Origin of the sequence: Lacihabitans lacunae (assembly GCF_042649125.1) — a bacterium.
Taxonomy (GTDB): Bacteria; Bacteroidota; Bacteroidia; order Cytophagales; family Spirosomataceae; genus Leadbetterella; species Leadbetterella lacunae.
In genome coordinates this window covers 703,978-717,826 of sequence record NZ_JBHRYQ010000001.1, presented here as the reverse complement: position 1 = coordinate 717,826, position 13,849 = coordinate 703,978, and the positions used below count along the sequence as shown (strand labels likewise).

Sequence of the window (13,849 nt, the reverse complement as noted above, 5' to 3'; positions counted from 1 at the left end):
ATCATTATGGGTTCTCCGAAAAAACAAGATACAAATACCTCACAAGCCGAAATTTTTGATTTGCTACAAGATTTTGTAGATAATACCGCCGAAATAATCCTGATGCTATCTACTGAAGGCGAATTCAAATTTGTCAATAATGCTTTTTTAGAACTTTCGGGATATAGCAGAGGAGAACTAAAGCAAATTACCATACATGATATTTTGCATCCACAACATAAAGACAAAATAGAAGAGCAACTTAACCTTTTAAAAACGGGTGCTCCCATTTCAGAATTCCTTCTGGTAATTAGAACCAAAGACAGAAAAAAAATATACTTGTCCGGAGATATTAATTGCCGTTTTGTAAAAGAAAAACCAGAGTCTTTTAGGTGTATATTAAGAGATATTACCTTACGCAGAAGAGCAGAATCAGCTCAAAACCTATATTATTCAATAGCCCAAAGTAACCTGAACACCAAAAACATTACGGAGTTTTTAACGCAGGTTCATCAAAATCTTCAGAAAAATATTTATGCCAACAATTTCTTTGTGGCAGTATTTGAAAGAGAAGAAAACTCCATCTATTTCCCGTATCATGTAGATGAATATTTTGAAAAAGACCAAAACTACCTTAAAAGAAAGCTTGGGAATGGATTAATTGAGTATTCGATGGTGCAGAACAAACCGATGATTTTGCATAAAGAAGACCTTGAAAAACTTATAGAAACAGAAAAACTCTTTATTTATGAGTCTGTACTTCCCGCTATTCAGATTTTGGTCCCACTCAAAATAAATGAAAAAACCATAGGGGTAATCGGAATAAAATCATATTCTGACGAAAATAAATTTACAAGTAGAGATTCTGAATTGTTGGAGTTCGTTTCTGGCCAAATTGCAATTGCAATGGAACGCAAGAAGTCGGAGGAATCTTTGGTTTTACAGACTGCCCGACTTAATGCGATTTTCGATAGCAGTACGCACTATATATGGACAGTAAACCAAAAACGCCATCTGAGTTCTTTAAACAAAAATTATTATAATTTAATACATCAAAACTTAGGTGTGGCTCCGGAGATAGGCTCAAGTCTTGAAAAATTGGGCTGGAAATTAATTGCTCCTGAAGACAAACCTTCGCTTCGTGAGCACTATAATTTAGCATTTCAAGGAATTCCTCAGTATTTTGAAATGCATTGGGGAGCTCTAGACGGTGGTGATAATTGGTTTGAATTCTATTTAAATCCGATATTAACCTCTGAAAATCAAGAAATTGAAGAAGTATCTGGAATAGCCAGAAATATTACAGAGAAAAAACACGCCTTGATTAATCTTCAAAAGAGCGAAGAGAAATTCAGAAATACCATTGAATCATTTATAGATATTTACTACCGAACTGATTTGGCCGGAAATGTAACCATGATTTCGCCCTCAGTTTTAACACATACAGGATACACAGTTCAAGAAGTCATCCACCAAAAAGTAGATAAGTTTTTCGAAAACGCTATTGATTCATCTCAAGACATAAAAGGTCTACTCAAAATGGGAAGTATTACTAATTTTGAAGTAAACGTAAAACGTAAAGACGACACGCTTAGACAGTTTATGCTTAACATCAGGATGATAAAAGACGCCAAAGGTATACCGATGGAAGTAGAAGGTGTAGCAAGAGATATCACAGAACTAAAAAGAGGTGCTGAAGAGTTAAAAAAGGCAAAAGAGGAAGCCGAATACTCGCTTAAGGTGAAGGAGCAGTTTTTGGCAAATATGAGTCACGAAATCAGAACTCCTATGAACGGTATTATAGGAATGATAGATGTTTTGATTGAAACTCCCCTTGAAAAAAGCCAAAAAGACTATGTTCAAACCATCAAAAAATCTTCTGAAACCCTTCTTACAATTCTGAATGACATTCTGGATTTATCGAAAATAGAAGCTGGGAAAATGGAGCTGTGCATGGTGCCTTTTGCTCTTGAAGAGACAATCAACAATTTAATTGCACTTTTTAAACAAAGAGCTATTGAAAAAAACAATACCATTAGGTTTACTTTAGACGAAAACACACCTAGGTTTATCATTGGTGACCAAGTTAGACTATTACAAATACTATCTAACCTAACGTCAAACGCTCTGAAGTTTACTACAAATGGTCAAATCGACATAAGAATAACGGCCAAAGAAGTTTGGAATGAAAACTATGAAATTAAATTTGAAATCATAGATTCAGGAATTGGTATCTCGCCCGAAAATCAAGAAAAACTATTCAATTCTTTCCAACAGTTAGATATTTCTACCAAAAAACAATTTGGCGGAACTGGCCTAGGGCTAGTTATTTCGAAAGAATTAAGTAGACAAATGGGCGGCGAAATTGGGCTTATTTCTAAGCAAGGCGAAGGAAGTAACTTTTGGTTTACAATAACAAGTAAAAAAACTAACCCCGAGCAAGTAATTAGTCACGAAAAGGTCCATGAAGAAATTACTTTATTAAATTATTTTAAAGATTTTTCGCCAAAAATATTATTGGTAGACGACAATTCTGTGAATCGTAAAGTAGCCACTGAGATCCTTAAAAAAGCAAATTGTGAAATAATTTCAGCCGAAAGCGGCATGGAAGCCATTGAAATTTATCAAGAGATTCAAGACTTTGACATGATATTGATGGATATCCAAATGCCCGAAATGGATGGAATAGAAACCACTCAAAGGCTTAAAAAAGAATTTGGCGACACATTGCCAACTGTAGTTGCTATGACTGCTTATTCAATGCAAAATGATAGAGAAAACTTCCTTTCAAAAGGCCTTGATGACTATGTTTCCAAACCTATTAGAGCGAATATTTTAATCAAAAAAGTTGAAGAAATATATTTAGGCAAAAATAACAGGACATTAAAAAAGGCAGAAGAAAAAGAAGTGATTGAAAGTGTACAGCATATTGGTACCGCTGCCTATCAAATTCCTGCTGACATACCGATGTTTGATATGGAAGTAATCAATAGCCTAAAAGAAATGGTGGGTAGAGACATGGTGATTTCGATTTTTGAAGATTTCGAAAAAGAAGCCACCGAGCAAATTGAAAACACAATAGAGGCTTACAAACAAAATGATGTAATTACTATTCAGAAAGAACTACATACTTTAAAAGGTAATTCGGGTACTATTGGCCTGATGAAAATTCATGAAGTTACCAAAGATATAGAAGTACCAGCAAAAACTGGAAACCTAGAAGGCTTTGAAGAAAAAGCAGAAATACTTAAACGCGAATTTGAGAGCTTTAAGAAAGAATACAAAGGATTGTAAAACAACGATTTAGGTTTTTTGTATATTTGCATTCTAGATTTGTCAAAAAGTAAAAAGGAATGCTCAAGAAAAAGGTATATATACTGCCTTTAGTTATACTATTGTTGTCGTTTGTGAAAACAAACGCACAGGTGCTTTGCGGATTACCAAAAGTTACAGACGAAGAAAAGAAAACGTTATTAGGTCTGTCAAACAGCAATAAAAATGCTCGAAAAATAAATAACTACACCATTTTTGTAAGTCCAACTATTGTTCACAAATCTTCTGGCGAATCAAATTTTTCAGAGTCTCAGATTTACCAACTTATCAACAACGCAAACGTTATTTTTGCCCCAATAAATATTCATTTTGAAGTTCTAAATAATAAAATAGAGCACATAAATGAGGACAAGTATTATGATTTTAAAACCCAAGATGAAAGCGATTTAAGATCTAAATATGAAAAAAGCGAAGCTATAAATATATATTTCTTTCACACACTCACACTTCCAGATTTAAGTCTTTTAAATGGATACACCAATCTGCCAAACTTAAGTAGAAGTTCCAACTTTATGTTTTTTAGCTATTTAGAAAATACTTCTTCTGAGTTTAACCTATTAAAAGATAAAATATTTATTCATGAACTTGGGCATTACTTTGGGCTTTTGCACACCTACCAAGACTCAAACGACCCCGATGAATCAAAAAGAGAGCTAGTAACACGAGGCATAGGTGCAAATTGTGCAAACACAGGAGATCAATTATGTGATACTAATGCTGACCCGTATGAGAGAATCCCTTCTATATTTTCGCTAGGGTGCACCGAAATAATACCAACTTATATTTTAGATAAAAATGGGGCTTCATTTTCTCCTCCTGTAGACAACTACATGTCTTATCAGACCAAGTGCGGAAATGTTTTTACTACGATGCAATATCAAAAAATGGAAGCCGGGTTAAATATAAGGCTATCGAGTAATGCAGAATATAATATTTGGAAAGATGGGTCAAATACTCTTTCAATCAAGTCTATCGAGAAAAAAAGCTTTTGTATTGGAGAGGAAGTTGAAGTAGCTTATGAAAAAAATGGATACTTTGACCCAAATAATGAAGTGTCGGTATTACTATCAGACAAATCAGGAATGAATTTTGAAAAAGTTAGTGATGTGACGTTTATAAACGATAACAGATTAAAATTTACATTAAAACAAGGACTTGCAGACGGAAGCAATTATAGAATAGTGCTTTCAAGTAGCAATCCAATATTAAGTAGCCCAAACAGTGAGCATTTTGAAATAAAATCGAGGCCGTCAGCTTCTATTACAGCTAACAATACCACGGTAAATCAAGGAGAAGAAATTTCTTTAAAGATAAATTTTGGCGGAACGGGCCCATGGAGTTTTAAGGATTGGAATGGCTTTTATTATACAGACATCCGGTACCCCGTTATTACCATTAATTCAACCATTACAGAAAGTAGGCTTTTCACTATTTCCGATATAAGCAACAGTTGTGGCAACCTTACATTAACGCCTAGTATTTACGTTTCAGTAATTCCTCCTTCATTACAAATCAGCGGAAATAGCGACAGAGTTTTTTGTATATCAAACCCCGTTTTTCTAGAAGTTAAAAATATTGATGCGAAACAATTAGCGACAGCAGATTACAAAGTAATAATTAATTCTCAAGGTCAAACGTATAATTTGAGCCCTGAAATACTTAACTCAGGATTTAGATTTATACTTCCATCCAACTTACAAACAGATCAAAGGTATGCCTTAAAAATATCAGGTAATCAAGAAGGTAACTTTAGTCAAACTATCTACTTTAAGGTAGGTGATAAGCCCGAACAACCCAAAATAATAACACCAAATAGTATATGTTTTGGAGCTACAAAAAACATTTTGGAAGCCGAAGGAAAAAACCTAAAATGGTATACAAGTCAAACTGGGCAAAGTTTTTATAATCAAATAAAAGTAAATACGCTCAAAGAAGGAAATGAAGTATACTATGTAAGTCAGATAGATTCAAATGGTTGTGAGAGCGAAAGAAGTAAAATGGACGTGGTAATTAAGCCAAAAGTTACTGCCGAGCTTTATGGAAGTTATTATTTAGTACATGGTGATAGCTTAAAGTTAAGCCTTAACCTCACTGGAGAAGCACCTTGGCAATTTACCATATCAAATTTAGGCACTTTTACATCTTATAATTCTAAGCCTGAAATTATTGTGAGCCCTGAGGTGTCAACCACCTACTCAATTACCAATGTGGCAAACCAGTGTGGAGCAGGAACCACAAGTGGATACGCGGAAGTTAATGTGGGCCTTGCATTAGCTAACGAGCCTATTTCAACAAATGATTTTAGTGTGTTTCCTAATCCAGTATTAGATGGAAGAATCCAAATTGATTCAAAAGAATCTATCCAAAAAGTGGAGCTAATTAGTACAGATGGAAAACTATCTTTTAGTACTACTTTTTTAATAAATATTCCACAACCTATTATTTTCCCAAATCACCTAAAAGGCAAATATATCCTTAAAGTATATACGGCAAAGCAAACCTTTCAAAAGCACATTATCTTAAACTAAAAAAGGTGACCGAAGCCACCTTTTTTATAAAACAATAAATATTTTTATTATGCTAATTCAGGTATTCTTAAAACCTGACCTGGATAAATTTTATCTGGGTGAGTAAGCATTGGCTTGTTAGCTTCAAAAATAACAGGATACTTGTTTGCATCGCCATACATTTCTTTAGCAATTTTAGAAAGAAAATCTCCCTTTACTACTGTATAATAACGAGCCTCTGGAGCTGGAGCAGAAACCACAATTTGGTTATCTACAGCACCTACACCTTCTACGTTTCCTACAGCTAAAGCAATTTTCTCTGCCTCTTCTTGAGTAGCAGTTTCACCTTCTACAGTTACAGTGTCTCCAGATACTTTTACAGTTAAAGCTTTAAATGTTAGTCCTAATCCTTGAACATGCTTCAATAAAGCTGATGCTTTAAGTTCAGGTGCTACAGTTTCAGCTTCTTTTTCGCTTTTACCGAAAATCTTTTCGCCTACTCCTTTAAAAAATGAGGTTAATCCCATAGTGTTAAAATATTTAATTAATTGTGAATAACTGTAATTATACAGATTTTTTTCCTAAATTCCAAATGAGCTTTTAAATAAAAAAAATGTAGAAAAAAATATTGCTCAGAAATATTCGTTTAATTTGCATTATATTTATAAACAATCAAAAATGAAAAAAATAAAGCTTTTAATTGCAATGCTTTTTGTTTCAGGAATCACCTTCGCTCAATCCGACGAAGAATTGATTCAGAAAACCTTAAATGACTTCTTAGAAGGAGGCACTAACGGGGAAGTGGCAAGGTTCAAAGGTGCGTTTTTAAATGACGCCATACAGAAATCAATGGGAAAATCGGGTGTAACTGGTATGACAGTTGAAGCACTTACGAGCAAAATTAAGCCCAACCAAAAAATGGACAGAGAGACTCGCATAGTTTCTTGGAGTTATGCTGGCACTGCTGCTACGGCAATCACAGAAACAGAATATGAGACATCGAAAATTATTGATATGCTCAATTTGCTTAAAGTAAACAATGAGTGGAAAATAATAAGTAGAGTGTATTCTAGAATTGAAAAGGATGAAGAAGTAACATCTTCTGATGGAACCCCGAGTGTGGCAAAGGGTAAGACTGCAGCAAAAACAGTAGTAAAACCAACCGCCGCAAAACCTAAAAAACCAGTTGTAGACGACGGTTGGTAAAAAAATTATTTCAATATATTCAGCAAATATTGACCATAGCCCGACTTTACTAAAGGTTGGGCTATTTTTATAAGTTGTTCTTTAGAAATGAAACCCATTCTGTAGGCAACCTCTTCAATACAACCAATTTTAAGGCCTTGTCTTTCTTCTATTACCTGAACAAATTGACCTGCCTGCATAAGCGAATTAAAAGTACCGGTATCTAACCATGCAGTTCCACGGTTCATTACTCCTACTTTCAGTTTCCCTCTTTCTAAATAAACTCTATTTATATCTGTAATCTCAAGTTCACCTCTTGGAGATGGCTCTATGTTTTTTGCAATCTCAACTACTTCGTTATCATAAAAATAAAGGCCAGGAACAGCATAATTACTTTTAGGCTTTTCTGGTTTCTCTTCTATAGATTTTGCATTAAAATCAGCATCAAATTCTACAACCCCATATCGCTCAGGGTCATTAACTGAGTATGCGAAAACAGTACCACCATCTGGGTCAGCACACGATTGAAGCAGTTTGCTCAGACCCGAACCATAAAAAATATTATCTCCTAAAACCAGGGCTACTGAATCTTTTCCTATAAATTCTTCTCCTATAATAAACGCTTGTGCTAAACCATCTGGACTAGGTTGAACTGCATATTCAAACCTACAGCCTAGTTGACTTCCATCGCCCAATAGTTTTTCAAAATGAGGCAAATCATGCGGTGTGGATATTATCAAAATCTCACTAATGCCCGAAAGCATCAATATCGACAATGGATAATAGATCATTGGCTTATCAAAAACCGGCATCAACTGCTTACTTACTGCCAAAGTCAGTGGGTGCAATCGCGTTCCGCTTCCTCCTGCTAAAATTATTCCTTTCATATTTTTTATATTGAAATCCTAGTTTTTTTTAAGCGTACATTTCTTTGTAATACTTCTGATAATCTCCCGAAGTGATATTTTCAATCCAGCTCCAGTTATCAAAATACCAATCTACAGTTTTAGCTAAACCTTCTTCGAATGTCACAGAAGGCTCCCACCCAAGTTCGTTCATAAGTTTAGAAGCATCAATGGCATATCTTAGATCATGGCCCGCACGGTCTTTTACATAAGTTATTAGTTTCCTACTTTCTCCCTGAGCATTACCCATTTTTTTGTCCATTAGATCACATAACAAATGTACCAAATCTATGTTTGTCCATTCGTTATTACCACCAATGTTATATGTATCGCCATTTGTTCCATTATGGAATATTACATCAATGGCTCTTGCATGATCAATTACATACAACCAATCTCTAATGTTTTCACCTTTACCATAAACCGGAAGTGGCTTTTTAGTTTTAATATTATTTACCATCAAAGGTATTAGCTTTTCAGGAAAGTGATTTGGCCCGTAGTTATTTGAGCAATTTGAAATTACAACAGGTAGTTTGAAGGTATTATAGTATGCTCTCACAAAATGATCTGAACTCGCCTTTGAAGCCGAATAAGGCGACCTAGGGTCGTAAGGAGTGGTTTCTACAAAAAACGTACTTGGGTCGTGTAGTTCCCCGTATACTTCGTCAGTAGAAACATGATAAAACCTCTTTTCATCCATTTTATCTTTCCAAGAGTTCTTTGCTGAGTTCAAAAGATTACACGTACCAATCACGTTTGTTTTCACAAAAGCCATCGGGTCTGTAATTGATCTATCTACATGAGATTCTGCAGCAAGATGTATTACCCCATCAAAATCATATTTACCAAAAAGAGCGTCAATATAAGCTTCGTCTACGATATCTCCATGTTCAAAAACATAGTTTGCAGACTGATCAATATCTTTCAAGTTTTCTAAATTTCCAGCATAAGTAAGCTTATCTAAGTTTACTATTCTATAGTTTGGATATTTAGTAACGAATAATCTAACTACATGAGAACCAATAAAACCGGCTCCACCCGTAATCAACAGTGTTTTTTCGAATTTCATATATTCTTTTCTTTTAATTTTAGTTCCCAAGCCCAAGCGTTTTTCAAACTCTCAGACAGTGTTTTTTCGGCTTTCCAACCTAATATTTGTTCTGCTTTATCTACATTCCCATAGATTTTCTCTACATCTCCATTACGTCTTGGTCCAATTTCATATTTCAGCTTAATATTGTTCACTTTTTCAAAAGTCTGAATTACCTCAAGAACCGAATTCCCTTTTCCAGTGCCTAGGTTAAATACATCGTAAAACTTATCGGTTTGCTTAAAAAGTAGATTCAATGCTGCTACGTGGGCTTTCGCTAAGTCTACAACATGAATAAAATCACGGACATTTGTGCCATCGGGAGTATTATAGTCGTCTCCAAAGACTACCAACTTTTCTCTTTTACCAATTGCAGTTTGTGTCACAAAAGGCACCAAATTGCTCGGCACTCCATTTGGCAATTCGCCTATTTCAGCCGATTGATGTGCTCCTATAGGATTAAAATATCTTAATGAAATTATTTGAAGATCTTTACTAGCCGTAACTGTGTCAGTTAAAATGTCCTCACAAATACTTTTAGTATTACCATAAGGTGACTCCGCTTTTTTTAGTGGCGTGCCTTCTGTAACAGGAATTACGTCAGGTTGACCATAAACCGTGCAAGAAGAAGAGAATACTAGCTTTTTAGCTAAGGTATTATCCATTAACTCAAGCATATTGAGTAATGACCCCAAGTTGTTTTTATAGTATTTTACCGGTTTAAGAACCGACTCCCCTACTGCTTTAAAAGCAGCAAAGTGAATTATGCCGTCAATTTTTTCTTTTTCTATTATTTCCTTTACTTTATCAAAATCGTTACAATCAACTTGATAAAAAGGGATGTCTTTTCCGAGTATATTTCTAATACCATCAAAAACAGAGGCATTCGAATTACTTAAATCATCGACTACAATTGGGCTATAGCCTGCCTCAAATAATTCGACTACGGTGTGTGAACCTATAAAACCTGCACCTCCAGTTACGAGTATATTCATTCAGTTTCTTTTTTACAAAAATAGTACATAGCTTAATCTTTTAAAAATTTTGTTTGGAATATAAACCTTTAGCCATGATATTGCTTCGAAATGGAGAAAACAAACAATATGAATGACGAGCTAAATGCGATGATAACCTTACTAGACGACTCAGATACTGAGGTGGTGTCTATTATTGAATCAAAGATAAAAAGCTTCGGTGATGCAATTATTCCGCACTTAGAGTCAGCTTGGGAAAACCACAGTTTAAACCCCATTTTACAGAAAAAAATAGAGTTTTTAGTTCATGATTTACAATTTGCCAAACTAAAATCGAAACTTATAAATTGGAAAGAAAACAATGAAGATGACCTTCTTGAAGGCCTTTTTCTACTCTCTACCTATCAATATCCGGATTTGAAAAAATCTCAATTAGAGAAAATAATAAATGAAATGTATTTAGATGCTTGGGTAAGTATTCAAGATCTGGTACACCCACATGACATAATTAAAGTTTTAAATCATACTATTTTTGAAAAATACGGCTTTGAAGCGAATGTTAAAAATTTTCATTCTACCTCAAACTCCATGTTTAACTTGGTTTTGCAAAACAAAAAAGGAAATCCGGTGGCGTTGTGTTGTATCTATATTCTATTAGCAAAAAAACTAGACTTACCTATTTACGGTGTCAATCTCCCTAGTCTTTTTGTATTAATATATAATTATCCGGGCATTACTTTTTATGTAAATGCATTTAATAAAGGTCAGATTTTTAGCAGAAACGATATCGATGACTATCTAAAACAGATGAAATTAGAGCAAGAAGACAGATATTATATTTCCTGCTCAAATGTTGAAATCATTAGAAGAATATTGACCAATCTCGTATATTCTTTCCAAAAACATGGAGAGGAAGAAAAGCAGGAGGAGGTAAATTTACTTTTAGAAATACTTAAAAAGTCATAAAAAAAGGGAGCTTTTGGCTCCCTCCTTTTCACCTACTATTTTTTAATTTTTCTTCTCTGGTCTCCAGATATTATTTTTTGTGTTTATATCTGGCAAAATCTCGCTCGGATTCAATTTCACATACTCAATTTCACCCGTTGAAGGATAAGAGAATGTCCATTCACCTTTTTTCTGCCAAATTTCAACAGGTAGTTTTACTCTCTTAAGAGGTTTATCTTTTTCTTTAATTTCGATTTCTACTGGCATTGGCATTTGCTCCAGGTTCTCAATTTTTATCACAATACCGTCTTCTACTTTAGAGTTAGCGTATTTGACAGAACTGATGCCTTGGTCAATTTTGTATGTTTCCAAAAACCATGATTTCCAGAACCAACCTAAATCTTCACCCGTAGCGTCTTCGATTGTATGAAAGAAGTCAAATGGAGTTGGATGCTTAAATGCCCATCTTTTGATGTACTCTTGCATCGCAAATTTCATTTTCTCTTGCCCAACTACCGTTTCTCTTAGCATAGTTAAGCCGTAACCCGGTTTGTAATAAGCTAAGATACCAATATCAAATTCAGCCATAGCGTCTGGCTCTGTCATAACCGGCGTGGTTTTACTAAAAAACGAAGCCATTCTTTGACCGCTTCTTTCAGAAAAATACTCTCCATTGTTAAACGCTTTTGCAGAAAGTGAATTAATATAGGTATTGAAACCTTCGTCCATCCATGCATATTTCCGTTCATTTGAACCCACTATCATCGGAAACCAAGTATGGCCAAACTCATGATCAGTAACTCCAAACAGGCCTTCACCTTTACTATCAGCTCCACAAAAAACAATCCCAGGATATTCCATTCCACTTACTATACCAGCTACGTTTGTGGCTACTGGATACGGATATTCATACAACTCTTCCGAGTAAAATTCAATACTATGTTTTAAATATTCGGTAGATCTTCCCCAAGCAGCTTTACCTCCAAACTCCGCTGGATAAACCGACTGAACCAATACTTTTTTACCTGAGGGTAAAGTTGCACTTGCGGCATCCCACACAAAGGCTTTCGAACTTGCCCAAGCTACATCACGTGAGTTTTCACACTTAAACTTCCAAGTTTTCGTACCTGTTCCTGCTGCACTAACTTCATTTGCAGAAATAATATCAACGGTAGTGTTTGAGTTTTTAGCTTTATCTAAACTCGCTATTTGAGACTTAGTTAAAACTTCTGATGCATTTTGTAACGCTCCCGAACCTACCACCACATGCCCGGCAGGTACTGTAATTTCATACTCGTACTTACCATATTCAAGGTAAAACTCACCCGCACCAATATAAGGTGTGGTGTTCCACCCTTCTACGTCATCGTAAACACAGACGCGTGGGTACCATTGAGCCAATTCATATATTTTTCCTGCTTTGGCACCAAACATCCCTAAACGGTCTGCACCATTTTCCGGGATAGGAAACGAGAAATTCATTCTTATTTGAACTTTCTCTCCTGACTTTAAAGGCTCAGTTAATTTTACTTGCATTCTGGTTTCTTCCACATTGTTTGCTTTCAAAACATCCTTTAGTTTAGATCTTTTTAAAAGTTTATTTGTAGAAAAATTTGAAATAGTATATCCGCCTTCAAAATCTCTAACGGCATATCTACTTCTTGCCATTGGTGTAGTTTGACTCCCCTTCGAAGCCGAACTGAATTTGTTTTGATCCATTTGAAGCCAAATAAAATCTAATACATCTGGCGAATTGTTGGTGTAGGTAATAGTAATTTCACCCGAAACCAGATCTTTAACATCGTCTAATGATGCTTTGATAAAATAATCGGCCTGATTTTGCCAATACATAGGCCCCGGCTGACCCGAGGCACTTCTGTAGACTGTAGAAGGTTGGTAATTGATAAGCGGACTAAATACATCATTCGGGTTGTACTTAGAAGTCTCTTGAGCATTACCCATAAATGGAGTAAAGAGAGATAAAACGAGCAAAAATTTGATTTTCATATGTTATTATTTAAGCTTTAGGATGTGATTTTTTATGTATTTCTTTTAATTGTGAAATAGTATTATGTGTATAAATCTGAGTTGCGGCTAAACTCGCATGACCCAACAATTCTTTAATGGAATTTAACTCCGCTCCTCTATTAAGCAGATGAGTGGCAAACGTATGCCTTAATATATGCGGCGATTTCTTTGAAATCGTGGTTACCTGAGATAAATAATGCTTCACTTTTCGTTGTACAAAAACCGGATAAAGCTTTTTGCCCGAATCAGAAAGAATAAAAAACTCTGAGGTTTGACCAAATTGACTTACAACCTCCTGTTGATACTTCTTAAAAAGCACAATCAATTGGTCAATAACCGGAATTATGCGGTATTTATTGCGTTTTCCTAATACCTTCATTTGTTTGCCTGAAAAATCAACGTCAAGGGTTTTTAGATTTATGAGTTCAGACAAACGAACTCCCGTACTATACAATAACTCTAAAATTAACCTATCTCTTAATCCTACATAGCCATTTGGATATTCAACCATATCAAACAGATTCTCCATTGGAGTTTCTTCTACATAGACAGGTAGCTTTTTAGCTTTTTTTAAAGACTTTATACCAAATGTAGGATCAACTGAGATTTTACCTTTTTGAATAAGTAATTTATAAAAAGTCCGAAGTGTTGCTATTTTTCTATTTATAGACTTATTGTCAATCTTTTGGTCGGATAGGCTTATTATCCAAGCTCGAATGTCTTGGTACGAAGCTTTTTCTAAATATAAGTTCTCATGAAAGGAAAGGACAAAAGACTCAAACTGTTTAATATCAGTCGCATATGCTTTAAGTGTGTATGCACTTAAGCGTTTTTCGTTTTTGAGATATGACAAAAAAAAATCGACCAACCTTATTAATATTAATATTAACAAAATTAGTCGAT

At 34.8% G+C, this 13,849-nt stretch carries 10 protein-coding genes; 4 read left to right on the top strand and 6 right to left on the bottom strand.

Features of this window, described 5'->3' with window-relative positions:
- Positions 1–6 precede the first annotated feature (6 nt).
- Complete coding sequence (locus tag ACFOOI_RS03045) at positions 7–3,273, top strand: PAS domain S-box protein (RefSeq protein ID WP_379834909.1); 3,267 nt, start codon at positions 7–9, stop codon at positions 3,271–3,273.
- A gap of 59 nt (positions 3,274–3,332) precedes the next feature.
- Positions 3,333–5,840: an Ig-like domain-containing protein gene (locus ACFOOI_RS03040; protein WP_379834907.1), complete on the top strand. Its 2,508-nt coding sequence runs from the start codon at positions 3,333–3,335 to the stop codon at positions 5,838–5,840.
- 47 nt (positions 5,841–5,887) lie between these two features.
- On the opposite strand, the gene lysM is transcribed toward ACFOOI_RS03040, so the two are convergent.
- Positions 5,888–6,346 (bottom strand): peptidoglycan-binding protein LysM, encoded by a 459-nt coding sequence (gene lysM, locus ACFOOI_RS03035; RefSeq protein WP_379834905.1) that lies wholly within the window; start codon positions 6,344–6,346, stop codon positions 5,888–5,890.
- Between the two features lie 151 nt (positions 6,347–6,497).
- Here lysM and ACFOOI_RS03030 point away from each other — a divergent pair, with 151 nt between their 5' ends.
- Entirely contained in the window at positions 6,498–7,025 is a 528-nt protein-coding gene (locus tag ACFOOI_RS03030) for a nuclear transport factor 2 family protein (protein ID WP_379834902.1), read from the top strand.
- Between the two features lie 5 nt (positions 7,026–7,030).
- Here ACFOOI_RS03030 and rfbA read toward each other — a convergent pair whose 3' ends face one another.
- Genes rfbA through galE form a run of 3 tightly spaced genes read right to left on the bottom strand, consistent with a single transcriptional unit; the run spans position 7,031 to position 9,994 of the window.
- A complete protein-coding gene (gene rfbA, locus ACFOOI_RS03025) occupies positions 7,031–7,891 on the bottom strand; it encodes a glucose-1-phosphate thymidylyltransferase RfbA (RefSeq protein WP_379834900.1) in 861 nt (286 codons plus the stop codon).
- Positions 7,892–7,919: 28 nt separating this feature from the next.
- Positions 7,920–8,978, bottom strand: a complete 1,059-nt coding sequence (gene rfbB, locus ACFOOI_RS03020) for a dTDP-glucose 4,6-dehydratase (protein ID WP_379834898.1) — start codon at positions 8,976–8,978, stop codon at positions 7,920–7,922.
- Positions 8,975–9,994, bottom strand: a complete 1,020-nt coding sequence (gene galE, locus ACFOOI_RS03015) for a UDP-glucose 4-epimerase GalE (RefSeq protein ID WP_379834895.1) — start codon at positions 9,992–9,994, stop codon at positions 8,975–8,977. The genes rfbB and galE overlap by 4 nt, the downstream gene beginning before the upstream one ends.
- A 108-nt stretch (positions 9,995–10,102) precedes the next feature.
- Between galE and ACFOOI_RS03010 the strand changes: the two genes are divergently transcribed.
- Positions 10,103–10,939: a transglutaminase-like domain-containing protein gene (locus ACFOOI_RS03010; RefSeq protein WP_379834893.1), complete on the top strand. Its 837-nt coding sequence runs from the start codon at positions 10,103–10,105 to the stop codon at positions 10,937–10,939.
- A gap of 42 nt (positions 10,940–10,981) precedes the next feature.
- On the opposite strand, the gene ACFOOI_RS21970 is transcribed toward ACFOOI_RS03010, so the two are convergent.
- Both ACFOOI_RS21970 and ACFOOI_RS02995 read right to left on the bottom strand, forming a co-directional pair.
- On the bottom strand, positions 10,982–12,925 hold the full coding sequence (locus ACFOOI_RS21970) for a M1 family metallopeptidase (protein WP_449274513.1): 1,944 nt from the start codon (positions 12,923–12,925) through the stop codon (positions 10,982–10,984).
- 10 nt (positions 12,926–12,935) lie between these two features.
- Positions 12,936–13,814 (bottom strand): tyrosine-type recombinase/integrase, encoded by an 879-nt coding sequence (locus ACFOOI_RS02995; RefSeq protein ID WP_379834890.1) that lies wholly within the window; start codon positions 13,812–13,814, stop codon positions 12,936–12,938.
- Positions 13,815–13,849 lie beyond the last annotated feature (35 nt).